The organism is Acinetobacter sp. GW821-FHT01C12, assembly GCF_059422625.1.
In genome coordinates, this window is record NZ_JBWKXD010000001.1 from 943,378 (window position 1) to 969,505 (window position 26,128).

22 protein-coding genes and 1 pseudogene are annotated in these 26,128 nt (G+C 40.2%); 12 read left to right on the forward strand and 11 right to left on the reverse strand.

Translation table 11 applies throughout. From position 1 onward, the window contains the following. Window positions 1–13: 13 nt before the first annotated feature. Window positions 14–1,816 carry an acyl-CoA dehydrogenase C-terminal domain-containing protein gene (locus AC07WY_RS04545; protein ID WP_494735791.1) on the reverse strand — a complete coding sequence of 601 codons (1,803 nt, stop codon included), beginning with the start codon at window positions 1,814–1,816 and terminating at the stop codon, window positions 14–16. A 329-nt stretch (window positions 1,817–2,145) separates the two neighbouring features. Here AC07WY_RS04545 and AC07WY_RS04550 point away from each other — a divergent pair, with 329 nt between their 5' ends. Next, entirely contained in the window at window positions 2,146–2,580 is a 435-nt protein-coding gene (locus AC07WY_RS04550; RefSeq protein ID WP_494735792.1) for a PaaI family thioesterase, read from the forward strand. A gap of 350 nt (window positions 2,581–2,930) precedes the next feature. Here the strand turns inward: AC07WY_RS04550 and AC07WY_RS04555 are convergent, their stop codons facing one another. From AC07WY_RS04555 to AC07WY_RS04580, 6 genes are read right to left on the reverse strand one after another with little or no spacing between them, the layout of a single operon-like run. Next, complete coding sequence (locus AC07WY_RS04555; protein ID WP_494735793.1) at window positions 2,931–4,139, reverse strand: MFS transporter; 1,209 nt, start codon at window positions 4,137–4,139, stop codon at window positions 2,931–2,933. Between the two features lie 18 nt (window positions 4,140–4,157). Continuing rightward, window positions 4,158–5,474 carry an outer membrane trimeric porin-like protein DcaP gene (gene dcaP, locus AC07WY_RS04560; protein WP_004721452.1) on the reverse strand — a complete coding sequence of 439 codons (1,317 nt, stop codon included), beginning with the start codon at window positions 5,472–5,474 and terminating at the stop codon, window positions 4,158–4,160. Between the two features lie 41 nt (window positions 5,475–5,515). Further along, window positions 5,516–6,169 (reverse strand): 3-oxoacid CoA-transferase subunit B, encoded by a 654-nt coding sequence (locus AC07WY_RS04565; protein ID WP_004721453.1) that lies wholly within the window; start codon window positions 6,167–6,169, stop codon window positions 5,516–5,518. Next, window positions 6,169–6,837 carry a 3-oxoacid CoA-transferase subunit A gene (locus AC07WY_RS04570; RefSeq protein WP_004721455.1) on the reverse strand — a complete coding sequence of 223 codons (669 nt, stop codon included), beginning with the start codon at window positions 6,835–6,837 and terminating at the stop codon, window positions 6,169–6,171. The genes AC07WY_RS04565 and AC07WY_RS04570 overlap by 1 nt, the downstream gene beginning before the upstream one ends. Window positions 6,838–6,884: 47 nt before the next feature. Next, window positions 6,885–8,180, reverse strand: a complete 1,296-nt coding sequence (locus AC07WY_RS04575) for an MFS transporter (protein ID WP_494735794.1) — start codon at window positions 8,178–8,180, stop codon at window positions 6,885–6,887. Between the two features lie 57 nt (window positions 8,181–8,237). Continuing rightward, window positions 8,238–9,392 (reverse strand): acyl-CoA dehydrogenase family protein, encoded by a 1,155-nt coding sequence (locus tag AC07WY_RS04580; protein ID WP_004721459.1) that lies wholly within the window; start codon window positions 9,390–9,392, stop codon window positions 8,238–8,240. A 312-nt stretch (window positions 9,393–9,704) separates the two neighbouring features. Here AC07WY_RS04580 and AC07WY_RS04585 point away from each other — a divergent pair, with 312 nt between their 5' ends. The 6 genes from AC07WY_RS04585 to AC07WY_RS04610 all read left to right on the forward strand — a co-directional run bounded on the left by AC07WY_RS04585 (window position 9,705) and on the right by AC07WY_RS04610 (window position 16,345). After that, window positions 9,705–10,493 carry an enoyl-CoA hydratase gene (locus AC07WY_RS04585; protein WP_494735795.1) on the forward strand — a complete coding sequence of 263 codons (789 nt, stop codon included), beginning with the start codon at window positions 9,705–9,707 and terminating at the stop codon, window positions 10,491–10,493. Window positions 10,494–10,522: 29 nt separating this feature from the next. After that, complete coding sequence (locus AC07WY_RS04590) at window positions 10,523–11,284, forward strand: SDR family oxidoreductase (RefSeq protein WP_494735796.1); 762 nt, start codon at window positions 10,523–10,525, stop codon at window positions 11,282–11,284. Between the two features lie 88 nt (window positions 11,285–11,372). Next, window positions 11,373–12,896, forward strand: a complete 1,524-nt coding sequence (locus tag AC07WY_RS04595; protein WP_494735797.1) for a 3-hydroxyacyl-CoA dehydrogenase — start codon at window positions 11,373–11,375, stop codon at window positions 12,894–12,896. 14 nt (window positions 12,897–12,910) lie between these two features. Then, window positions 12,911–14,116, forward strand: coding sequence for a 3-oxoadipyl-CoA thiolase (locus tag AC07WY_RS04600; RefSeq protein WP_262085703.1), 1,206 nt, complete (start codon window positions 12,911–12,913; stop codon window positions 14,114–14,116). Window positions 14,117–14,237: 121 nt separating this feature from the next. Continuing rightward, window positions 14,238–15,080, forward strand: a complete 843-nt coding sequence (locus AC07WY_RS04605; protein ID WP_004721464.1) for an IclR family transcriptional regulator — start codon at window positions 14,238–14,240, stop codon at window positions 15,078–15,080. Between the two features lie 89 nt (window positions 15,081–15,169). Then, the gene (locus tag AC07WY_RS04610) at window positions 15,170–16,345 is read left to right on the forward strand and encodes an MFS transporter (protein WP_262085702.1); all 1,176 of its coding nucleotides are present in this window, start codon (window positions 15,170–15,172) and stop codon (window positions 16,343–16,345) included. A 63-nt stretch (window positions 16,346–16,408) separates the two neighbouring features. Here AC07WY_RS04610 and AC07WY_RS04615 read toward each other — a convergent pair whose 3' ends face one another. Then, complete coding sequence (locus tag AC07WY_RS04615) at window positions 16,409–17,380, reverse strand: NAD(P)H-dependent flavin oxidoreductase (protein WP_419336984.1); 972 nt, start codon at window positions 17,378–17,380, stop codon at window positions 16,409–16,411. 50 nt (window positions 17,381–17,430) lie between these two features. Between AC07WY_RS04615 and AC07WY_RS04620 the strand changes: the two are divergent. Further along, window positions 17,431–17,570 (forward strand): annotated as a pseudogene (locus AC07WY_RS04620) (enoyl-CoA hydratase); the annotation flags it as partial. 82 nt (window positions 17,571–17,652) lie between these two features. Here the strand turns inward: AC07WY_RS04620 and AC07WY_RS04625 are convergent. Continuing rightward, window positions 17,653–18,498, reverse strand: coding sequence for an IclR family transcriptional regulator (locus AC07WY_RS04625; protein WP_004721467.1), 846 nt, complete (start codon window positions 18,496–18,498; stop codon window positions 17,653–17,655). A gap of 190 nt (window positions 18,499–18,688) precedes the next feature. Further along, the gene (locus AC07WY_RS04630; RefSeq protein WP_494735798.1) at window positions 18,689–19,906 is read right to left on the reverse strand and encodes a CaiB/BaiF CoA transferase family protein; all 1,218 of its coding nucleotides are present in this window, start codon (window positions 19,904–19,906) and stop codon (window positions 18,689–18,691) included. A 329-nt stretch (window positions 19,907–20,235) separates the two neighbouring features. Here AC07WY_RS04630 and AC07WY_RS04635 point away from each other — a divergent pair, with 329 nt between their 5' ends. The 4 genes from AC07WY_RS04635 (at window position 20,236) to AC07WY_RS04650 (ending at window position 25,439) form a co-directional block, all read left to right on the forward strand. Beyond that, entirely contained in the window at window positions 20,236–21,387 is a 1,152-nt protein-coding gene (locus AC07WY_RS04635; RefSeq protein WP_262085700.1) for an acyl-CoA dehydrogenase family protein, read from the forward strand. Window positions 21,388–21,448: 61 nt separating this feature from the next. Continuing rightward, on the forward strand, window positions 21,449–22,699 hold the full coding sequence (locus AC07WY_RS04640) for an MFS transporter (protein ID WP_262085699.1): 1,251 nt from the start codon (window positions 21,449–21,451) through the stop codon (window positions 22,697–22,699). A 173-nt stretch (window positions 22,700–22,872) separates the two neighbouring features. After that, window positions 22,873–24,585: an electron transfer flavoprotein-ubiquinone oxidoreductase gene (locus AC07WY_RS04645; protein WP_494735799.1), complete on the forward strand. Its 1,713-nt coding sequence runs from the start codon at window positions 22,873–22,875 to the stop codon at window positions 24,583–24,585. Between the two features lie 263 nt (window positions 24,586–24,848). Beyond that, the gene (locus AC07WY_RS04650; protein ID WP_494735800.1) at window positions 24,849–25,439 is read left to right on the forward strand and encodes a tetratricopeptide repeat protein; all 591 of its coding nucleotides are present in this window, start codon (window positions 24,849–24,851) and stop codon (window positions 25,437–25,439) included. Window positions 25,440–25,515: 76 nt separating this feature from the next. On the opposite strand, the gene AC07WY_RS04655 is transcribed toward AC07WY_RS04650, so the two are convergent. Next, complete coding sequence (locus tag AC07WY_RS04655; RefSeq protein WP_419336099.1) at window positions 25,516–25,845, reverse strand: hypothetical protein; 330 nt, start codon at window positions 25,843–25,845, stop codon at window positions 25,516–25,518. Window positions 25,846–26,128: the final 283 nt, after the last annotated feature.

The following is a 26,128-nucleotide window of genomic DNA, read 5'->3' on the forward strand; positions in this document are numbered from 1 at the left end:
AGCCTGACCCTGCTTAAAAAGCAAAGTCATCTTGTTCTAATTCCATTACCGCTTCAGCACCTGATGCAATAGCAGCCGCATGACTTTGGGTACGGTGTAATAATTTTTGAAAGAAAAATTTCGCTGTGGTTAATTTAGCCTGATAAAATTTTTCGTCCTGCGTTGCTTGGCTTAACTTTTCATCTGCTACTTGCGCCATACGTGCCCAAAGATAAGCAAACACGACATAGCTAGAGAAATACAGATAATCAACTGAAACAGCGCCAATTTCTTCTGGGTTTTGCTGTGCTTTTTTGGCAACACTGTCTGTGATTGATAACCACTGTTGCTTGAGTTCCGTCAGTTTTTCCAGATAAGCTACCAATACGGTATTTGATTGATTAGCTGCAATAAACTGCTCAATTAAATCAGTCATATTTTTTAATAGTTTGCCATCCGACTTGAGCACCTTACGTGCCAGCAAATCTATAGACTGAATCTCTGTGGTTCCCTCATACAAGGTTGAGATACGGGCATCACGAACAATTTGCTCCATGCCATGTTCAACAATAAATCCATGCCCACCAAAAATTTGTACGCCGTGTTTTGCAGCTTCATTGCCTGATTCAGTTAAAAAAGCTTTGGCAATCGGGGTTAAAAATGCTAACAATTCATCTGAGATTTTCTGTTGTTCAGGATCATTGGATGTTTCAACAATATCAACATGCTGAGCTAAAAAATATGCCAATGCTCGGCCACCTTCAGAAAAGGCTTTTTGCGTCATTAACATCGAACGCACAGCTGGATGTACAATAATCGGATCAGCATTTTTATCTGGATATTTTGCACCTGATAAAGCGCGCATCGCCAAACGTTCTTTGGCATAACTCAATGCACCTTGAAATGAAATCTCCGAAGCCGCCAACCCTTGTACAGCTGTTCCAATACGTGCTGTGTTCATAAAGGTAAACATACAATTTAACCCACGATTTTCAGGGCCAATTAAATAGCCCTTGGCCCCATCAAAATTTAAAACACAGGTTGCATTGCCATGAATCCCCATCTTGTGTTCAATCGCACTACAGATAACATTATTTCGATCTTGGCAATCACCTGCATCATCGAGGTTAAATTTAGGCACGATAAACAGTGAAATCCCTTTGGTCCCCGCTGGTGCTTGTGGTAGTCGGGCTAAAACAATATGAATAATATTTTCTGAAAGGTCATGTTCCCCAGCAGAAATGAAGATTTTTTCGCCAGTAATTGCATAACTTCCATCTGGGTTTGGTTCGGCCTTGGTGCGGATCAAACCTAAATCTGAACCGGCATGTGACTCAGTTAGACACATTGTCCCTGTCCACACGCCACTAATCAGTTTGCTTAAAAATTGTTGCTTCTGTTCTGCTGTGCCATGATGTTCAATGGTGCGCATTGCACCATGCGATAAGCCTGGATACATTGCCCAAGCCCAGTTAGAACCACACAGCATTTCTGAGATTGCAATACGCAATAATGTGGGTAGACCTTGACCGCCATATTCAGGATCCGCCGTCAGTGAGGTAAAACCCAATTCAGTATATTTATGATAAGCCTGTTTAAATCCCGCTGGGGTTGTAACAACACCCTGATTTAAATGACAACCTTCCTGATCACCATTTTGATTGATGGGTGCAAGCTCATTTTCACAAAAGTCTGCTGCGGCATCTAAATATTGATTGATCAATTCACGACTGACCGTTTCCTGATATTTGGGTAGTTTTTGGTAGTTTTCTTCTGTTTGCAGCATTTCATGCAATACAAATTGCATATCACGCAGTGGTGCTTTGTATAAAGGCATAGTGTTTCCCTTTCAGTTCTTCTGCCGATGATGCAGATAGAGATGATTTCCCTTGGATGACAATTTTATTTTACGATTGCTTAAAAATATCAAATAAATTTCTTATTGCAAAATTTATTTTCATTCTTATTAGATAAATTTATTCAAAAATACCACCAAAAATATGAAAAACCGATACAACAAGCTGTATTTTAACAATAATATTTAAATAAATAAAAATTCAAGTATAATATTTGATTAAAAAATAATTTTGTATAGCAAAATATTATTTCGTAAAATTAAATTTTATAGTATGGTAATTAGATCGCTTAACACTCCAAGGATGATTTATGGATAACCCTCAATACACAGGTCTTGAATTCTTAACTGCTTTAAAAAATGGTGAAATTCCAGCGTCACCCATGGCGCAAACCATTCCTATGCAGTTAATCGAAGTTTCTAAAGGCAAAGCGACGTATAAGGTTACGCCAAGTCAAGCGCATCGAAATATACAAGGAACAATCCATGGCGGTTTTTGTGCGACTGCTTTAGATACTGCAACGGGAAGTGCAGCACATACCTTGCTGGAACATGGCATGGGTTATGGCACGATTGATCTCAATGTGAAAATGATTCGCCCAATGCAGATCGATACCGCCTACTACGCACAAGCTGAACTGATTAATGCTGGACGTAATATCATTACCACAGAAGGTAAAATTGTGGATGAAAATGGCAAAATTTATGCTTTTGCGACGGCAACACTGATGATCATACGAAAATAATAAAAAGACTAAGCCCTTTTACGGCTTAGGGTCTGTTGACACTTAATAAATGGCTTGCGTTGTAGGCTAAAATTGAGCAGGCAAGGCAGGAAACGAAGAGAATAGCGAGACTATTTTCGAGTTTCATAACGAAGGCTGAGATAATTTTAGCCACAACCCTGAGCAAGAACAAAGCACTGCTTTGTTTGCAGCGCAAGGCGCAGCGGGGGACTAGTGTGTTTTTTGCCGCTACGTGTTACCTTGCGAAACGATGTTTCTCATTATTTAGAATGACTAAATTTCGTATTTCGCGCCTAGTATCGCCTAAAAAACACACGTAGTCGCAAACATAGACGAATTGTCAACAGCCCCTATTCTTTTATCACTGTTTTCTTCATGACATAAAAATCTATTCGGTCAATTATAAAACTTAGAATTGCCATGGCTAAACCCACAGCCACACAGACACTCCATCCCCAATGTTTCCACGTGTAGACCGCAACCAAAGAACCCAACGCAGCACCACCAAAATACAATGTCATATAAATAGAGTTAATTCGAGAACGTGCTTGTGCTGAAATTCGATAGACTAGATTTTGGTTAAGTACATGAAAGGCCGATAAACCAAAATAAGCCAAAATCACACCCCCTGCATAAGCCAGCAAAGACTGCTGGGCAAAAAACAGTGGAATCCATGCCAGTACCAATAACCACATACAAATCAGTGCAACCTTATTTTCCAATCCTTTGGCAATTTGTTTTCCCGCCCAAGGGGTTGCAAACACACCCGCCAAACCAACTATGCCAAATAAACCAATTTGGAAATCATTGAAATGATAAGGCGCATTGGCAAGAATAAAAGTCATGGTGGTAAAGATCAACGCCAATATGCCGAAGCCGATCCCACCTGCCAGACCACGGCGGATTAAATGTGGCTGATCAACGGCCAATGTAAACAATGAACGATAAATTTGCAGCACTGTTAATTGATGAGATTTTCGAGCAACGGGTAATTTAAGCCACATCACTACTGCAAAAGCTAAAATCACAATACCACTGAGTAAATACACCGCATGCCATGACCAAACGGTCGAAAGTAAGCCTGCGATTGATCTGGCTAAGAGAATGCCTAAAAACAAGCCACTCATCAATGTTCCGACAATTTGCGGGCTTTTTTGAGGGCTCGCCAAACCAGCAGCAAACGGTACCAAGACTTGTGTCGTAATCGAAAAGAAGGTGGCTAAAAAGGTAAAACCATACAATACAGGCAAACTTTGACTTAAAGAAAGTCCGATCTGGGCAAAACCTGTGCAGCACATCAACAGACAAATATAGCTACGCTTTTCAAAAAAATCACCGAGCGGCACCAAGATAAACAGACCAACTGCATAAGAGAGTTGACCGATTACAATTGTTAAAGCGACTTGCTCTGCATTGACCTGTAAAGCTTCTGCAATAGAATAAATCAAAGGCTGGTTATAATAGTTCGAACCTGCACAAATTCCACATGCCATTGCCATGATGAAAATAAAGCTTTTTGACAAGATATGTGTTGTGTCAGGTTGAACTATTTTTTCCATTGCGCAGCTCACCTTATTTTAGAATTTGTACATCGACACAAAGTTAATGCGAGAAACATCTGCTGTTCTTCCATCAAACACTTCACGCTTACCTTGATGATATTCCATACCAATATCAATTTGCTCAGCCGGTGAATAAAACAGATTGGCAGCATAATCCGTTAAACGCTTATTTGCGTCAGGATTGAGTTTTGCATAGGCTGAATCATCATCAAAATCAAAAATCGATGCAGATAAATTTGCACGCCATTGCGGATTAAATTTATATGAATAGCCAATATTTAAGCTATTGAGTTTATTCATCTCTAAATCTGTTTTTTGCGCATTTAACGAAAAATCACCTGCCGCATTTAAACTGGTTGCATTTGTCAGGCCAGTTTGTGTGGTATATGGCATGAATTTTTGATCACCCACGATATATTGATAATTCGCCTGTACAGATTGCGCTGGGCTTAGTTGGTATTTTAAACCTGCGCCCGCGCCCCAACTGACTTTTTTAACCGTATCTTTCGCAACATCTACTGATTTTTCATTGACAAAACCTTGAGCCAAAGCCGTTAAGGCACCTTCTTTTACCGTATATCGACCTGTCAATGTCGGGAATGCTGAAACCCGAGATCCAGTGTATTCCAATGCGACTTTTAAATCACTCTTGCCATTTATCTTCCAGTCATAGCGCACTTGAGGTGTACGGGTATAAGAGGTTCCCATAAACTGAGTATAATCGACGGACTCTGTGCGTGTTTCCATATTGGACATCAAAGACCAGGTTTGACCGAAAGTCCAATCTTTATAAGTAAAGAAAGCATGACGAATACGGAATTTACCATCGCCTGTACCCATGTTGGCACTGTCAAAGAAATCGGCTTCAATATTTCCTGTTACAGCCTTATCTGGACTGTTGAAATACACCCCGATTCGACTGGCATTGATCATGGCATCTGAGCGGGCATGATCGGAACGCTTGTCACTTTCAAACGGAGTCCGATTTAAGCTATTGGTGGTTCTTCCTCCCGAATCTGGTGAGGACTTAAAATCAACTGCAGCATCAAGTCGAGCAATTCCATAGACTTTAACATTGTCTGTCCAAGTCACCCACGAAGGTGCAATTGGTTTCGCGGTTTCAAGTGCTTTATTTTTTTCTACATTTTCTTCAATTTTTGCTTGTTTGACCTGCAAATTATTTTGTGACAGCTTTTGAGCTTCGAGTTCTGCTTTGAGTTTTTGCAGCTCTGTCTCTAACAGATTAATCCGTTGTTCTGCTGTCACTGGCGAATTTGCAAAAATAGTCCCTGAAGCCACAGCGCAAGCTGTAGCTAAAATTAATTTTTTCATCTTTTAATCCTTAAAGAAGCTTTTTTTCCTACGCTTATAAACTAAGCGTCTCGTGCATCTATCAACGGGCAGCCCGTTACTGCCTGTAACTCATCAAAACTCAGTCCCGAAACCATTTCAGTGACATAGGCTTTGTGACCTTTTAATTCAATAATGCATAAATCGGTATAAATACGATCTACACACTGCTCCCCTGTAATGGGATAACTCAGTACATCAACAATTTTAGCTTCGCCCTTTTTGGTGACATGCTCCATATAGACATAAATTGACTTGGCTCCCACCGCTAAATCCATTGCACCACCTACAGCGGGAACATCATCAGCTTTGCCAGTATGCCAATTGGCTAAATCGCCATTCACTGCGACCTGAAAAGCACCAATCACGCAGATATCCAGATGCCCACCACGCATAATGTCAAATGAATCTCCGTGATGCATAAAGCAGCCACCATCCAGCAAAGTGACTAACTCCTTTCCAGCATTGACCAAGTCCTCATCTTCTTCACCTGCTTTGGGTGGTGGGCCAAAGGCCAAAACCCCATTTTCTGAGTGCAGAAAGATTTCTTTGTCTTGAGGTAAATACTTCGCAACGTTGGTGGGTAAACCAATACCTAAATTGACATAAGCTCCTTCGGGAATATCCTGAGCAATCAACTGAGCGATATCTTCACGAGAACGTTTTTGAACTGACATTAGATATCTCCTACTTTGACAACATGCTGTACAAAAATCCCAGGTGTGATAATGCACTCAGGATCAAGGCTTCCTAGATCTACCGTATGATTCACTTGAACAATGGTTGTTTTTGCCGCTTTTGCCATAATCGGGCCAAAGTTCCGTGCTGCCTTACGATAGGTCAAATTCCCCCAACGATCGGCTTGATCGGCATAAATCAAAGCAAAGTCAGCTTCAAGCGGATACTCAAGTACATAGTTTCGACCATTAATGGTTCTGGTTTCTTTGCCTTCTGCGACTTTTGTGCCATAGCCTGTCGGTGTAAATATTGCACCTAGACCTGCACCTGCCGCTTGAATACGGCAGGCTAAGTTGCCCTGTGGAACCAGTTCTAATTCAATCTTTCCTGCACGATATAAGTCTTGAAATACGGTCGAACCCGCTGACTTTGGAAATGAACTGATCATTTTTCTGACACAACCTGCAATGATCAGCTTGGTCAAACCACGATCACCAGAGGCAGCATTGTTATTGACAATGGTCAGCTCTTTTTTACCTAAATCGATCAAGGCTTCAATCAGTTCCGCAGGCTGACCTGTCACACCAAAACCACTGGTCATGATGGTTGCACCATCAGGAATTGCCTTTAAAATCGGTTCAATGTCACTGGTGATTTTATTTATCATTTCGCTTGTCCCTTTTCATCCTTAAATTGACGTGACAGGTCAAATTGTCACTCTGCCTTTTGCGGGTTAAATAGTCGGTCTTTAATAAATAACAATGGAATTACACCGCATATAAAGTACGCCCCAGCCATCACCAACAGTCCTAAACCAATCGAACCATGTTGTGATAAATAACCGATGGTTAATGGAGAGAAAATTGAAAGTACTTTACCGATGTTATATGCACCGCCAACCGCCGAGCCTCGAATTGAGGTTGGAAAACTTTCAGTCATATACGTGGCATTGATTGCATACGGTATGCCATATAGAAAACCAAAGAACAGCATGAGCCATAAAATATTGGCAGGCGTGTTAAGGTAAACAATCACGGGAATAAATAGAGCTGTGCCAATTGTGCCGAATGCAAATACAGCGCGGCGACCCAATTTATCCGCAATAATCCCAGCAATAATTTTGGCAAACATCATGATTAAGAAAGTGCCGACCATATACATCGCCATTTCTTTAAACTTGATTCCTAGATCAGATTCCAAATAAGCCGGCAGCCAGTTACTCACCCCGTAATAACCAAATTGCAAAGCACCAGTACTCAAAATCCACAGCACAAACATGGTGCCATGTTTCTTATCTTTCAAAATTTCCCAATACGGATTCTGACGTTTTACAGGCTGTGCATTTTGTGGCATTGCAATGACTTTTAATTGGCGTGCTTTTTTCCATGACTCAGGCTCAGGTACGATAAAATGCATCAGTACTGATAAAATAATCGGGGTAATTGCAAGCCAATATAGGAAACGCCAGCCATGTTCAGGAATAATATGACCTGCCAATAAAGTCGCAAGTAAAGACCCCAAGGTATAGCCCGTCATCAGTGTTGCCAACACTGTAGAACGATGTTTGGTCGGTACCATTTCAGACATTAAAATATTACAGGCAATATAAAGTGCGCCTAAGCCCATTGCACCGACTGTTCTTAAAATCGCAAATTGCATATATGAATGGGTAAAACCCAATGCACAGGTCAGAACAGAAGAAAAAGCAATAAAGAATACAATCACGCGCACTCGGCCAAAGCGATCACAAGCCCATCCACCAACTAAACCACCCACGGCGGAACCTAACAGTGTCAAACTGCCCAAAGTTCCTGCTTGTACACCGCTCAGATGAAACTCAGCCTTTAAACTGGTCAAACTTAACGCTAAAAAGCCCAAATCTGCGCCATCACAAAGCAAAGTAAAAAATGCAAAGATAAAGGCCGTAATCCAAATCTTTTTGGGTGTCTGAATCACCTCTCCAGCCCCATTATTACCACTATTATTTTGTGTAACTGTTTCCGTTGTCATGTCCATATCCTCAGAAGGAATATGAGGCATCCCCTGCCTCATGGCATCTAATTGTTATTAGGCTGTAGCGTCCCTAATCATGTTTTTTGCGATAATCAATTGTTGAACTTGCGTGGTTCCTTCATATAAACGGAACAAACGCACATCACGATAAAAACGTTCAATGGCATATTCACTGATATAACCAGCACCACCGTGAATTTGTACGCAACGATCTGCGACCCGACCACACATTTCAGTGGCAAACATTTTTGAACAAGATGCTTCTGTACTAATGTTTTCGCCATTATCACGGCGACGCGCAGCATCGAGCACCATACATTTTGCCGCGTAAATCTCAGCTTTTGAGTCTGCAAGCATGGCTTGGATCAATTGAAAATTAGCAATCGGCTGACCAAATTGTTTGCGCTCAATGGCATAGTGAAGTGCGTCGTTTAACATCCGTTCAGCCACACCGACGCTATATGCACCAATATGTAAACGACCTTTATCTAAAACCTTCATGGCTGTTTTAAAACCAATACCTTCAATCCCACCAATCAGTGCTGATGCTGGAACGCGGCAGTTTTCAAAAATCACATCACAAGTATGAGAACCCTTTTGTCCCATCTTTTGATCGATTTTCCCCAAACTAATCCCAGGCGTATTGGCTTCAACTAAAAATGCAGAAATACCACTTGCACCTTTAATATCAGGATTGGTCCGTGCCATCACGGTAAAAGTAGCAGCATGTGGTGCATTGGTAATAAAGCGTTTAGTGCCGTTTAAAACGTAAAAATCACCATCTTTGACCGCACTGGTTTTTAAAGAGGCGGCATCTGAACCAGCCTCAGGTTCGGTTAAGCAAAATGAACCAATAATTTCACCGCTGGCATAACGAGGAAGATATTTTTGTTTTTGTTCTTCTGTGCCATCAATCAAAATCGCACTTGAACCAATACCATTGTTGGTACCAATCAGTGAACGGAATGCCGGTGAAGTTTGCCCAAGTTCAAATGCAACATTCACCTCCTCTTCCATGGTAATTCCCAATCCACCATATTCTTCTGGAATGGTTAACCCAAACAAACCTAACTCACGCATTTGTTGCACGATATCCTCAGGAATTTTGTCCTGCTCGGCAACCTCATGCTCACGTGGAATCAATTCATTTTTTACAAAGTCACGAATTGTTGTGAGCAACTGTTGCAACATTCCTTCATCACGGATCATCTATGATCTCCCTTCTTTTGTAGCTTCATTGCATCCATTAGCTATTCCAGCTGGGTAATGGATACCCTGTTTTAAATCTTGTTTACTGCGAATGTGTTTCATAGTACGAGATTAAAAACACAAATTTCAAGCTTTTTTGAAAATTAATTTCATTAAGCGAAATTTTACACTCTACCAATATTAAATATCAATCACTTAGAAAAATTTGCAGACGATAAAGTGTCAAGATGAATAAAAACTACTTGAAATAAATTTCAAAACACGCATTATTAAAGAAACATAGTTTTGATCTGCGAAACAAGGAATCAAAAAATGAGTGAAATAACAGGGAACAGTTTCATTGAAATAGACTATTCTGTTCAGAAAGTAGCGATCGTGAAGATTAATCGTCCAGAGGCTAAAAATGCCTTAAATACACAGGTACGTCAGCAACTGGCTCAAGTGTTTACTGAGTTAAGTTTTAATGACCAGATCCATGCCATTGTGCTTACAGGTGGTGAAGAAGTTTTTGCCGCAGGGGCTGACTTAAAAGAAATGGCAAGCGCAACCTCTACAGAAATGTTGCTACGTCATACAGAACGTTATTGGAATGCAATTGCGCAATGCCCTAAACCCGTGATTGCTGCTGTAAATGGTTATGCACTGGGTGGTGGTTGTGAACTTGCCATGCATAGCGACATTATTATTGCGGGTAAAGGCGCAACTTTTGGTCAACCTGAAATTAAAGTCGGTTTAATGCCTGGCGCTGGTGGAACCCAACGTCTCTTCCGTGCAGTGGGTAAATTCCACGCGATGCGTATGATCATGACGGGTGTAATGGTCAAGGCCGAAGAAGCATATAGCATTGGACTGGTTTCCCAAGTTACTGAAGATGACCAGACCATCCCAACTGCCATTCAAATGGCGCAAAGTCTAGCAAAAATGCCACCGATTGCCCTGCAACAAATCAAAGAAGTTGCTTTAATGAGTGAAGATGTTCCATTAAATGCAGGTTTGGCATTGGAGCGTAAGTCATTTCAATTGTTGTTTTCGACCGAAGATAAAAATGAAGGCATTCAGGCATTTATTGAAAAGCGTAAACCATCATATCAAGGCAAATAAGCTTAATCGATAACAACAATGGAATAGAAATGGCTAGAAAAGTATTGATTAGTGCAGGCGGTTCAGGAATTGGACGATGTATTGCAGAAGCATTCTTAGCGCATCACGATGAAGTTTTCGTTTGTGATATCAATGCAGAAAGCTTAGCACAATTCCAAAAGGCCTATCCTGCACTACATATTTATGCATGTGATTTAGCTAACCATGATGAAATCAAATCTATGTTTAGTGAAGCTATCAGCAAATTGGGGCATATTGATGTTCTGGTCAATAATACAGGGATTTCTGGCCCAACCATCGCAGCAGAAGAATTGAGTTTCGCCGATTGGAGTGCGGTATTAAACCTTAATTTAAATAGTACCTTTGCTATCACCCAACTCGCCATCCCCTTTTTAAAACAGTCGGAAGCAGGTGTCATTATCAATATGTCATCGATCGCTGGACGTTTGGGCTATCCATATCGTTTGGCTTACGCGACCTCTAAATGGGGATTAATCGGTTTTACCAAAACATTGTCAATGGAACTCGGTGCAGACAATATTCGAGTCAATGCCATACTTCCAGGTGCAGTGGATGGGGAACGTGTTCAACGGGTGTTACAAGCGCGTGCAGATGTCGCTCAAACTTCCTTGGATGCCGTTACGCAAAATGCACTTAAAAATCAATCGCTCAAATATTTTGTCAATCCAAAGCATATTGCCGATTTGTGTATATTTTTAGCCTCGGAAAGCGGTTGCTCTATTTCTGGACAAATTTTACCGATTGATGGTGACAAACAATGTCTGAGTTAACCCACCAAACTGTACTGGTTTCTTTCGTTTCTATTTTTTCCATCTCTAATTTTTCGTTTAATCTGGATCAGTTATCAGGATGATCGACATGACTTATGATATTCAAAGCATGGCTGTAATTGGTGTTGGTATTATGGGCAGCGGTATTGCTCAAATTGCCGCACAATCAGGTCATACCACTTATTTATATGACACCAAAGAAGGTGCTGCGCTACAGGCCAAAGAAAAGCTGGCAGCAACATTTCAAAAGCTGGTCGATAAAAATAAAATCAGCGCTGAACAGGCGGAAAATGCCAACAAACATTTGATCGTTGCCGCGCAACTTGAAGATTTAAAAGCCTGTGACTTGATTGTGGAAGCGATTGTTGAGCGCTTAGATATCAAACAAGCGTTGATGCAACAACTCGAAGAAATCGTTTCAGACACCACTATTTTAGCCTCAAATACTTCATCGCTTTCAATCACAGCCATTGCAGCAAACTGTAAAAAACCACAACGTGTAGTCGGTTTCCATTTTTTTAATCCGGTACCCCTGATGAAAGTTGTGGAAGTGATCCAAGGATTAAAAACGGATCCACGTATTGTAGCTGCATTAAATGAGCTATCACGTGCATTTGGTCATCGACCTGTTGTTGCCAAAGATACCCCAGGATTTATTATTAATCATGCGGGGCGCGCCTATGGCACCGAAGCGTTAAAAATCTTAAATGAAAACGTCTGTGACATCAGTGAAATTGATCGCATTTTAAGAGATGGTGTTGGTTTTAGAATGGGACCATTCGAACTCATGGATTTAACAGGACTGGATGTATCACATCCTGTAATGGAGTCGATTTATCATCAATACTATGAAGAAGCCCGTTACAAGCCCAATCCATTGACCAAACAAATGCTTGAAGCCAAACAACTTGGGCGTAAAGTCAATCAAGGCTTTTACCACTATGAAACAGGCACAAAAACAGGTGAAAAACCTGCACAGTTTGTTGAGCGTTTAACCAACTATCCAAAAGTTTGGATTGCAGCTGATTTTGCTGAAGATAAACAACAACTGGAAGATTATTTAATCCAGCAAAATATTGTCTTAGATACAGGTCTAGAACCACTACCTGAGAGTTTATGTTTACTCGCTTGCTATGGTGAAGATACCACCCAAGCAGCGACACGTTTAAAAGTCAATCCACAACAAGCTGTTGCCATAGATATGCTATATGGCATAAATAAACATAGAACGTTAATGCCGTCACTGGCGACAAGCACGGAGTATCGTCAAGCAGCCCACTCTATGTTTAATTTAGATGGTGCTATGGTCAGCATGATTGCTGAAAGTATTGGCTTCGTGGCACAACGTGTTTTAGCCATGGTGATTAATTTAGGCTGTGATATTGCACAACAAAATATTGCCAGTGTCGATGATATCAATGCCGCAGTCCGTTTAGGTTTAGGCTATCCCTTTGGCCCTATTGAATGGGGTGATCATATCGGTAGCCAAAAAATCTTACTCATTCTCAATCGTATCTCAACACTGACCTATGACCCACGCTATCGCCCTAGCCCATGGTTACAACGTCGTGTCGCATTAAATTTACCGCTTACTTTTAATTCTGGATTTTGAAAAGGAACTTCTCAATGTTAAATGCCTATATTTATGATGGTTTACGTAGCCCGATTGGTCGTCATGCAGGTGAGCTTGCTTCAGTACGTCCAGATGATTTAGCTGCGGCAGTTTTACAAAAGCTCCTTGAAAAAACTGGGGTTCCGGGCGCAGCGATTGAAGATGTTATTTTGGGTGATACCAACCAAGGTGGTGAAGATAGCCGTAACGTTGCCAGAAATGCCCTATTAATCGCGGGCTTACCTGTGACTGTTCCCGGCCAAACTGTAAACCGTTTATGTGCAAGTGGTTTGGGTGCTGTGATTGACTCTGCACGTGCCATTACCTGTGGCGAAGGCGATTTATATATTGCGGGTGGTGTAGAAAGCATGTCACGTGCTCCATTTGTGATGGGTAAAGCTGAATCTGCCTATAGTCGTGAGGCCAAAATTTACGACACCACAATTGGCTCACGCTTTCCAAACAAAAAGCTGATTGCGCAATACGGTGGTCACTCAATGCCTGAAACTGGTGACAATGTCGCAGTTGAGTTTGGCATTACCCGTGAACAGGCAGATTTATTTGCAGCTCAATCACAGGCAAAGTATCAAACAGCTAAACAAGATGGCTTTTTTACTGGTGAAATTACCCCAATTGAAGTCTTTCAAGGCAAAAAGTTACCGCCAAAACTGGTTTCTGAAGATGAGCACCCTCGCCCAAGCTCAACGGTTGAAGCCTTAACCAAATTAAAACCATTATTTGAAGGTGGTGTCGTCACTGCTGGAAATGCATCGGGTATTAACGATGGTGCTGCTGCACTACTCATCGGTTCCGAAGCAGCGGGACAAAAATATGGCTTAAAGCCAATGGCAAAAATCTTGTCAGCAGCGGCAGCAGGTATTGAACCCCGTATTATGGGTGCTGGCCCAATCGAAGCAATCAAAAAAGCCATTGCACGTGCAGGGCTAACTTTAGATGATATGGATATCATTGAAATCAATGAAGCTTTTGCTTCACAAGTATTATCTTGCTTAAAAGGTTTAGATGTTGATTTTAATGATCCGCGTGTCAACCCAAATGGTGGTGCAATTGCCATTGGCCACCCACTTGGGGCTTCTGGTGCACGTCTTGCACTGACAGTTTCGCGTGAGCTGATCCGCCGCAATAAGAAATATGCTGTCGTTAGCTTATGTATTGGCGTAGGACAAGGCTTAGCCATGGTGATTGAAAACGTGTCATAACATTGACTGTTTAATCACTAACCGAGTATCCATTCATCACAACAGCGCAGTGATGAATGGATTTATTTTGCAGAGCGAAATATAATAGCCAAACTGTTGCTTTATTATATTTGAGTATTGAATGTCTCAGAATTCAGAAACTGAACAACCTATAAATTTTGATGAGATACGTCTTGATCCTATTTCACATATTCATCGGGAAAATAACCCCCAATTTATCGCTTCTTTAGCACGTGGTTTAGAGCTATTACGTTGTTTTTCTGCCAACAATCAAGTCTTGGGCAACCAAGAACTGGCAAAAATGACGGGTTTACCAAAACCTACCATTGCGCGGATAACCAATACCTTAGTGTCATTAGGCTATTTAAAACAATTACCTAATTCCACCAAATATACTTTGGATATCGGTGTTTTATCTTTAGGCTATGCAGCCTTGTCCAATATTTCTATCCGTAATATTGCACATCGCTATATGGAAGAAATGAGCCAATATGTACAAGCACCTGTTGCTATGGCAACCCGTGACCGTTTAAACATGGTCTATATCGACGTAGTTCAGATCGAAACTGCTTTAAATATGCGCCGTCCCATCGGCTCAACCCTACCCATTCACAGCAGTTCCATGGGTCGAGCTTGCTTGGCGGCTACACCTGAACGTGAGCGTAACTTTTTACTGGATGCGCTTAAACAAAAAAATGCTGAAAACTGGCCTGCAATTAAACGTTCTTTAGAACGAGCTTTCCGAGATTATCAAGATTACGGATATTGCCTTTCTTTAGGTGAATGGCATAAAGAAGTAAACTCTGTTGCTGTACCTTTAGTCAGCTCCAAACATGGTCTTTATGTGTTTAACTGCGGTGCACCAAGTTTTCATTTAAACCCTGAAAAACTTGAAGGTGAAATTGGACCCCGTTTAATCCATATGGTGCACAACATTCAAGATGCTTTGAGTGAAACGCCTTAACAACGATGATTAAAATCAGATGCTTAAAATCAGCAGATACATGGTTGTGTGGATTAAAAGTTCCGATTTCATAATGACAAACCATAGGCATGATGAAAAACACTCTCTATACCCCAACCATTATTTTAATGGCAGTTGCAGCAGGCATCTGTACTGGTGGGAATTATTTTAGCCAACCACTGATTCATTCCATTAGTCTAAGTTTAAATTTAGCAGATACCACCACAGCATGGGTGCCTACTTTAGCGCAAATCACCTATGCAGCAGGTCTGCTATTTTTAATGCCTTTAGGGGATATTCTTGAAAAGCGTAAGTTGTTATTTATATTTATGCTGCTTGCCTCAATTGGGCTAATTATTAGTGGTTTTTCCCACAATATTTATCTGTTAATGCTCGGTACCATCATTACAGGATTATTTTCTAGTTCAGCCCAACTGTTGTTACCACTGGCTGCCAGTCTGGTTCCAATTCAACATAGTGGTCGTGTTGTTGGTTTTTTACTGAGTGGGTTAATGATGGGTGTCTTATTGGCACGCTCATTATCAGGGATGATGTCGACGCTTTTTGCTTGGAATGTTATTTATCTACTCAGCGGTTTTTTATTATTGCTCATTGCGATTATTTTGTACCGTAATATTGGCTTATTTCCTCCAACCAAATCTGAAAATTATCTCAAAACAATTCACTCACTGCCGCAAATCTTTATTCAAAATCGTCGCCTAAGAATCAGAACCTATATTGGTGGATTAACCTTTGCCTGTGTAAGCTTAACCTTTACCACCATGTCTTTACTCTTAGCTCCTGCGCCTTATTTTTTCAGTGATTTTACGATTGGCTTATTTGGGTTTGTCGGTGTTTTAGGGACATTCGTTGCCAATTTTTCAGGTAAATTTATTGATCAAGGCTATATTCATAAAATTTCGATATGTTGTGGTATCGGTCTGATTTTAAGTTGGCTATTGTTTTTATTGCTCTCTTATCATTTTATCTTTTATATCATTGCCTTACTTATCCTTTATGCTTCGCTCTCGGCTGTTCATGTCACCAATCAGAGTATTGTCTTTAAGCTTAACCAACAATTGCGTTCACGTTTCAATGCCATCTATATGACAGGTTATTTCGCTGGCGGTGCTTTAGGGACCACGAGTGGAAGCTATGCATGGAAACATTTTGGCTGGACAGGTGTATGTATCTTGGGCTTAGTTTTTGCTCTGCTGTGTCTATATTATTGTCTTGCAGATGCTAAAAATCAGCACAATTCATAGTGTTGTGCTGATCTTTAAAAGCAGTCTTTTATCATCGAGATAAAGCTGAACTCAAATAGATGTTTATAAAAGCCCGAATAAACGTCCACGAATAATGTCTTCTGCATCTTTTACAATACGGTTGACCAGTTCATCACATGTCGGAATGTCATGGATCAGACTGGCAACCAAACCACATGACCACGCCCCAGCATTGACATCACCATCGATCATCACTTTAGGATAAACACCTGCAACTTCTTCAATGATATCTTCAAATTTAATCTGGTCTCCAAGTGCTTTTTCTTTGGCTACAATTTTTTCTACAGCCGCATTATTCATAACACGCTCAGTATTACGTAAAGCACGCATAATTAAACGGGTATCTCTTTCCGTAGCATTCAGGATCGCCTGTTTTACATTTGCATGCACTGGCGCTTCTTGAGTTACAATAAAACGTGTTCCCATATTAATGCCATCCGCCCCCATGGCTAAAGCGGCAGCAAGTGAGCGTCCATCAGCCATACCACCAGATGCAACAAATGGAATTTCTAAGGTATCGGCAGCTAAAGGCAATAAAATCATATTCGGTACATCATCTTCACCGGGGTGCCCACCACACTCAAAACCATCGACAGAAACAGCATCACATCCAATTTTTTGAGCTTTTAGACTATGCCGAACCGAAGTGCATTTATGAATTACTTTAATTCCAGCAGCCTTTAAATAAGGCATGACCTGTTCAGGATTACGGCCTGCTGTTTCTACAACTTTTACCCCACCCTTAATAATTGCCTCGACAAAACCCGGATAATCAGGTGTATTGACTGTGGGTAAGAAAGTTAGATTGACACCAAAAGGCTTATCGGTCATTTCTCGACATCGGGCAATTTCTTTTGCTAGATTTTCAGGTGTTCGCTGGGTTAAACCGGTAATAATGCCTAACCCACCCGCATTTGAAACTGCAGCAGCCAGCTCGGCAAAACCGACATAATGCATACCGCCTTGAATAATCGGATGTTCAATTTCAAATAATTCTGTAATTTTGGTTTTCATATTCTTTCCACTCACTATTTTATATTTTGAGGCTCATTTCTTAGCATCCTATGCTTGTCGATAATTTATTAAATCTGATCGATCATGAGTCCACTGTATTCTCACTTTGTTTGCAAGGTGACGAATTTAAACAAGCACTGAGTGCATTGATGAAAAAACAGCACCTATTTTTCGTAAGCAAACTATTTAACATGCATCTTATTAACATGCATCTTATTAAAAAGGCCAACAATGTAGATCGTTGCTGGCCTTTCAGTTTTAAAGCAATAAAATTAGCTAATTTCAGTACGAATATTATTCACCATGTGGAGAAGACGCGGTGCAATATCCTCTTCAAGTTTTTCGCGGTTCATAATAAAGCTTGGTCCGCCGCAGTTAAATACCAGTAGACCATGTTGTTCATGAATCAAGGGAACTGCCACTGAATTGACATCTTTATGCCATTCACCAATTGAAAAACAATAACCAAAATCTTGATAATCTTTAAATGCCTTATCTAAATCACGGTTAATCTTGATCCAATCGTCTTTATGTTTACTACGGATTGCATCAAGTAAAAACTCTCTTTCATCTTCAGGCATTGCAGCCAGACATGCACGTCCCATTGAACTTAAATGAATCGGTAAATAAGTACCGACTTGGCGACGCATGGTCATATTGCCCTTGCCTTGTACCACATCCAAATAAATCATATTTAGACGATCACGCGTTGCCATTGCCACAGCAGCACCCGCATAATCCGCTAAGTTTTTCATATAGGGATGTGCAATATTACGGATAGACACATTAGAAAGCATGGAGTAACCAAACGCCAAAACCCCAACTGAAAGTTGAAATTTGCTAGAATTTGGGACCTGCTTGATATAGCCCAAACGTGACAATGTGTGCGTTAAACGGGTAATGGTCGGTTTAGGCAAACCGGTCATTTGTGATAACTCTTGATTACCCAAATGCTGATGTTTTGGGGTAAAGCAACGTAAGAGTTCTAAACCACGTCCTAAAGCTGTAATAAATTGACGATCATTTTCATCTTGCATATCTTCAATCGGATGCAATAACTCATGCCTCAAAGGCGCTAATAATTTTTCTGTTTGTTCTGCATCTACGGCATCATTCATGGTTATACCAATTCACATATTTGTTTCGCACTGCGAAAATTATAATCTATTTTTTCTATAAATAGCAAAAAGCAATCATCTGATTCACTTTGAAAATAAAACGATGCATCCATCTCGATGTGAAAAGTCTAAATTTGCTTATTTTATTGAAAAAAATGGCTTTAGACTGCTCACATCATCTATTTAAAAACTATCCTATCACGCCTTTGGCTTTTAACTCATCAAGTTTTGCTGGAGAGATAATACGGCCTAAGATTGTTTGAGTATGTTCGCCTAATAAAGGAGGCGCATTTCTATACTCTACAGGTGTACGTGAAAGCTTAATCGGGGAACCGACCACAGTAAGTTTTTCACGTTGAGGATGTTGCATTTCTACCAGCATCTCTCGCGCAAGCACTTGAGGTTCATTAAAAGCTTGTTCTAGATTATTAATCACACCAACAGGCACTTTAGCAGCATAAATCGCACTCACCCACTCATCGGCAGTCTTGCTTAAAAAATGCTTTGATAAAATTTCGATCACTTCATCACGATGCTTAACACGATCTGCATTACGGGTAAATCGAACATCATTGGGTAACTCTGGCAAACCAATACTTCTACACAGTTGGATAAACTGGGTGTCATTACCACAAGCAATGATAAACTCTCGATCTGCGGCTTTAAATAATTGATAAGGCACAATATTGGCATGTGCATTGCCATAACGTACCGGCACTTTTCCAGATGAAAGATAATTCATTCCTTGATTTGCCATTGTGGCAATTTGCACATCAAGTAAAGCCATATCTATATGTTGCCCTAAACCCGTCATATGACGATTGAGCAAAGCCGCTTGTATGGCAATGGTTGAATATAATCCCGTTGATAAGTCTGAAAATGCGACACCTACTTTTTGCGGACCACCACCGGGTAAATCATCTTTTTCACCCGTGATGGACATGAGTCCACCCATTCCTTGAATGATAAAATCATAGCCAGGTTCTTCTGCTCTCGGTCCATTTTGACCAAAACCCGTAATCGAGCAATAAACCAGTTTAGGATTAATTTCTGATAAAGAAGCATAATCCAAGCCATATTTTTTCAAAGAACCAGCTTTGTAGTTTTCAATGACCACATCGGTATCTTGAATAAGTGCTTTGATGAGCGCCTGCCCTTCAGGATTTGCAATATCAATTGCAACAGAAAGTTTATTACGATTGGTCGACTGATAATAAGCGGCTTCTCGTGTCTCCTGTCCAGCGTCATCTTTCATCCAAGGTGGTCCCCAAGAACGCGTATCATCACCTAGTTTCGGTCTTTCAACCTTAATCACTTCTGCGCCTAAATCGGCAAGAATCTGTCCACACCACGGTCCAGCCAGTACTCGACTTAAGTCAAGTACACGAATTCCATTTAAAGCACCCATGTTTATTCCACTAACCTTTGATTAATTTCCTACAGGAAAATTTATTTAATATAAATTTCGCATAGCGATATATATTTTTAATATACACAGAAAACTTTAAAAATAAAACTTAATTTTTTCATCAAAAGTGATGATTTTTATTCAACAAATATAGATTAATTAAATCAAATAATTAGCCAACTGAAAAACAAGCACAATATACCGCATTGCGAAATTAATTTTCAAAATATATTGTTTTCTACTGATCCTTTGATTACTATCGCATCAATATGCAGGGTTTTAGCAACATCAGCTCGATGTTTTCAACATGTTGTACAAAGGACAAGACTATGATTCGAGATCAGGAAACACTCAAACAACTGGTAGATATGATTCGACAGTTTGTAGATGGTGTCCTCATTCCTCATGAGAATGAAGTCGCAGAAACAGATCAAATCCCTCAAGCCATCATTGAGCAAATGAAAGCTTTAGGTTTGTTTGGACTGACGATTCCAGAAGAATATGAAGGTCTTGGCTTGACCATGGAAGAAGAGGTGTCTATCGCTTTTGAACTTGGACGTACTTCGCCTGCCTTTCGTTCACTGATCGGCACCAATAATGGAATCGGTTCGAGTGGTCTGATTATTGATGGTACCGAAACTCAAAAATCATTTTTCTTACCCCGTTTAGCACGTGGCGAAGTGATCAGTTCTTTTTGCTTAACTGAACCAGATGCAGGTTCAGATGCTGCCTCTTTAAAAACCAGTGCTGTAAAAGAAGGTGAATTTTATATTTTAAATGGCACCAAACGCTTTATTACCAATGCACCTCATGCAGGGGTATTTACCGTGATGGCACGAACCAATCCAGACATTAAAGGTGCTGGTGGAATTTCTGCTTTTATCGTAGATCGCAAAACCGCAGGAATCTCTCTAGGTAAAACAGATAAAAAAATGGGGCAAAAAGGTGCCCATACCTGTGATGTGATTTTTGAAAACTGTCGGGTTCCTGTCTCAGCACTAATTGGCGGTGTCGAAGGTGTCGGATTTAAAACCGCAATGAAAGTCTTGGATAAAGGTCGTTTGCATATCGCCGCAATCAGTGTCGGTGCTGCCATACGTATGTTAGACGATACTTTAAAGTTCGCCCTTGAGCGTAAGCAATTTGGACAAGCGATTGCTGAATTCCAACTGATTCAAGCCATGCTTGCTGACTCCAAAGCAGAAATTTATGCAGCGCAATGTATGGTTTTAGATGCGGCAAGACAACGTGATGCTGGGCACAACGTCAGCACAGAAGCATCATGCGCAAAAATGTTTGCCACTGAAATGTGTGGTCGCGTGGCCGATCGCTGCGTACAGATTCATGGTGGCTCTGGCTATATCAGTGAATATGCCATTGAACGTTTTTACAGAGATGTACGTTTATTCCGTCTCTATGAAGGCACCACCCAAATTCAACAAATGATTATTGCGCGAAATATGATTCGTGCTGCGTCTTAATTAATTTTTAGGCACTTTAAAACGATTTGAAGTGCTGTAAATCAAATGTAGGTAATGGATTATGGCGACAAACTACAATACACATCTCTCTTCAATACAGCCTCATACTTGGAAAATTGCATTTATTTTTGCATTTTTAGCCTTGTTGGTGGATGGTGCCGATCTGATGCTGCTGTCTTATAGTCTCAACAGTATTAAGGCAGATTTTGGTTTAAGTTCCGTTCAGGCAGGTATGCTGGGTAGTTTTACCTTGGCGGGTATGGCTGTTGGTGGGATATTTGGGGGATGGGCATGTGACAAATTTGGTCGAGTACGGATCGTGGTTATTTCTATTCTCACCTTCTCACTACTTACATGTGGACTAGGCTTTACCCAAAGTTTTCTTGAATTTGGTCTATTACGCTTTTTTGCTTCTCTCGGACTAGGCTCGCTTTATATTGCCTGCAATACCTTGATGGCGGAATATGTACCTACACGTTACCGTACAACGGTATTGGGTACCTTACAAGCAGGTTGGACGGTTGGCTATATTGTTGCAACGCTACTCGCTGGATGGATTATTCCAGATCATGGCTGGCGTATGCTGTTTTATGTTGCCATTGTACCGGTGTTGATTGCTGTTTTAATGCATCTTTTGGTACCAGAACCACTCGCATGGCAACAGTCTCGTTTACAACAACCAACACGTGATAAAAATTCTGAGGAAACTTCAGCATTTAAACTGATTTTTAAAGATAAACGAAATCGCAATATGTTTATCTTGTGGGCGCTCACAGCAGGCTTCTTGCAATTTGGTTATTATGGGGTAAATAACTGGATGCCTTCATATCTAGAAAGTGAATTAGGCATGAAGTTTAAGGAAATGACCGCATATATGGTCGGTACCTATACCGCCATGATCCTCGGTAAAGTCCTTGCGGGGATGATGGCTGATAAACTTGGTCGTCGCTTTACTTATGCCTTTGGTGCGATTGGGACTGCTATTTTTCTACCACTGATTGTTTTTTATAACTCACCCAGCAACATTTTATATTTACTGATCGCTTTCGGATTTTTATACGGTATTCCTTATGGTGTAAATGCCACCTATATGACGGAAAGTTTCCCGACAGCGATTCGTGGTACAGCGATTGGTGGTGCCTATAACGTGGGGCGTCTTGGTGCAGCACTTGCGCCTGCAACGATTGGCTACTTGGCATCGGGTGGTTCTATTGGTTTAGGTTTTGTGGTGATGGGGGGTGCTTATTTAATTTGCGGTGTTATTCCTGCCCTCTTCATCAAGGAAAAACTCTACGATCCGCAAAAATCGTAAAAATAACCTTGTAAAATCAGTTATCCCATTTTAAAGCCAGCTAAATCTAGCTGGCTTTTTTGTCGATACCATTTTGAATTTGCTCATCAAACAGTCCTTTTTTGAGGCTTTTTTATTTGATATTTTTACCCCAATAAATTAAAATACCGCTAAGCGAAATAGGATTTCTTTTTATGAAAGATTTACAACGAGAGTCAATGGAGTTTGACGTAGTGATCGTAGGCGCAGGCCCTGCAGGTCTTTCTGCTGCGATTAAAATTCGTCAATTAGCGCTTGAAAACAATCTTCCAGACCTTTCCGTCTGTGTGGTTGAAAAAGGCTCTGAAGTTGGTGCGCATATCCTTTCTGGTGCTGTACTTGAACCTCGTGCAATCAATGAACTTTTCCCTGACTGGAAAGAACAAGGTGCACCTTTAAATGTACCTGTGACTGAGGACAAAACTTATTTCCTCATGTCTGCTGAAAAGTCACAAGAAGCACCACATTGGATGGTTCCTAAAACCATGCACAATGATGGTAACTATGTTATTTCATTGGGTAATGTCGTGCGTTGGTTAGGTCAAAAAGCGGAAGAGTTAGAAGTTTCTATCTTCCCTGGCTTTGCTGCTTCAGAAATCCTTTATCATGAAGATGGTTCTGTAAAAGGCATCCAAACTGGTGATATGGGTATTGGTAAAGATGGTGAACCTACTCACAACTTTACTCCTGGCTACGAGCTTCATGCAAAATACACAATTTTTGCAGAAGGTTGCCGTGGACACCTTGGTAAACGTTTGATTGCAAAATACAACTTAGACCAAGATGCTGATCCACAACATTACGGTATCGGGATCAAAGAACTTTGGGAAATTGACCCTGCAAAACATAAATCTGGTTTAGTGATGCATGGTTCAGGCTGGCCTTTGGCAGAAACAGGTTCTTCAGGCGGCTGGTGGTTATATCACGCTGAAAATAACCAAGTAACCTTGGGTATGATTGTCGATTTATCTTATGAAAATCCACATATGTATCCTTTTGCTGAAATGCAACGTTGGAAAACACATCCTCTGATCAAGCAATATCTTGAAGGTGGTAAGCGTATTTCTTATGGCGCACGTGCAGTTGTTAAAGGTGGTCTAAACTCTCTACCTAAACTAACCTTCCCAGGCGGTTGCTTAATTGGTGATGATGCTGGTTTCTTAAACTTTGCTAAAATCAAAGGCTCTCATACTGCGATGAAATCGGGTATGTTGTGTGGTGAAGCTGTATTTGAAGCAATCCAAGCGGGTCATGAGAAAGGTGGTGATTTAGCGGTTGCGCGTGTCGCTGAAGGCGAAGATTTCTTTGCTAAAGAATTGACTGCTTATACTGACAAATTCAACAACAGTTGGTTAAAAGAAGAGTTACATCGTTCACGTAACTTTGGCCCAGCGATGCATAAATTCGGTTTATGGATGGGTGGTGCATTTAACTTTATCGATCAAAATATCTTTAAAGTGCCATTTACCCTACATGACCTTGCACCTGACTTTAGTGCATTAAAAACTGTAGATGCTGCGACATTTAAACCCACTTATCCAAAGCCAGACGGTAAATTAACCTTTGATCGTTTATCTTCTGTATTTGTATCCAATACCGTACATGAAGAAAATCAGCCAGCTCACTTAAAGCTGACCGATGCTTCTATTCCAGTCAATGTCAACTTACCAAAATGGGATGAGCCTGCTCAACGCTACTGCCCTGCTGGTGTTTACGAGATTATGGAAAATGATGATGGTTCTAAGCGCTTCCAGATTAATGCTGCAAACTGTGTTCACTGTAAGACTTGTGATATCAAAGATCCATCTCAGAATATCACATGGGTAACACCGGAAGGTGGTGGTGGGCCTAACTATCCAAATATGTAAGCTGGATACTTAGGACGATGCTTTAATGCTGCTCACCACTAAACATGCGAGTGTTTAGATAATTTTGTGTAGTATTAACAGCGTCTTTTACCCAAATTTGTCGAGTGATATAAGCTCTTCATTTTCATTATTTAGGTAAGTTTAGTTCCCTAGGGAGCTAAGCTTGAAAGACAAAATAGAATAAGTCTTGGCTCAAATTAAGTTGACTATAACTTAATTTTGCACTTTAATTTTATTGATTAAAAAACACAAATGATTGAAAAATGATGAAATTTAAAATTAAAAAACTGCTGTATCCTCTGATTATTCTTACATTTTCCCCCGCCACACTTGTATTTGCAGAAAGTTTTGAAGCGCTACTCGAAAAAGCCAACAACGGGGACGTAAAAGCGCAATACCAAGTGGGTTATCTTTATAGTAGTGGCAATCAGGGTGTGTCCTTTGATGAAGAAAAAGGTGTTTTTTGGTTTAAAAAAGCCGCAGAAGCGGGTGATTCAGAATCTCAACTCAGTTTGGCAATGAGTTATTTATGGGGATCAGGTGTCGGTAAAAATACCCGTAAAGGTATTGAATGGCTGACCAAATCTGCAAATCAGAACAATGCCATGGCACAATACAATTTAGCTGAAGAATATTCAGATGGGAAAAATATAAAGAAAGATCAAGATCTTGCAAATTATTGGTATCACAAGTCGGCTGAAAATGGTGATGTGTCAGCACAATTTAAATTGGGATCTCTATACTTAGATGGAAATTCAGGCCTACCTCAAGATATCAATAAAGCGAAAGCATGGTTTAAAAAAGCCGCAGACCAAGGCTATGAATTAGCGCAACAGCAATTGGCTGTATTATGATAAAAAACAATGAAACCACGAATTCAATCAATTATAGGATTGATTTTTAATGATTATTTATTTTGACTGATACTTTTTAAATAAGAGGTTTTACAACATGTAAAACCTCATGACTTTTAACAATTAAACAAATGCATTGATCAAAAATGGCTTTTGAATTTTGTATAAATTCATCTTCCATCGCATCTAAATGTAAATGGCTTTCTTTTTGGACTTTTTTGTACAAGGCAAATAAATCATGCTTATACTTAGATTTACAATTAAGATTGAAATCCTTAAGTTCTTGCTCAAGTTCTAAACGCATATTTTCAATAAAATGCTGACGTGAAGCTTTATTATTCTGAATATAAAATAAGCGTGTTTGTTCATAAGTTCCTTTATGAAATATCATTTCATAAACTTTCATCGTAAGACTTACCTATAGATTCGCGTTATTACTCTTAAAATACAGCTCATACAAATACATTATTTAGTAAAATTTATCTAAGTCCATATTGAGATAATATATTTCTATCTTTTATAAATATCTTTATCCAGTGCTTTTTATTCAGCCTTAAAAACTCCTATTTCCCTTGGGGAAAGGAAATAGGATCAAGGCATCAAGAATCTTTAAAAAAGATCTCCCTCTAATTCTGTAGAATTTATCACATTAATCTTCAATTAATCAATACACCATCAACATAAAAACA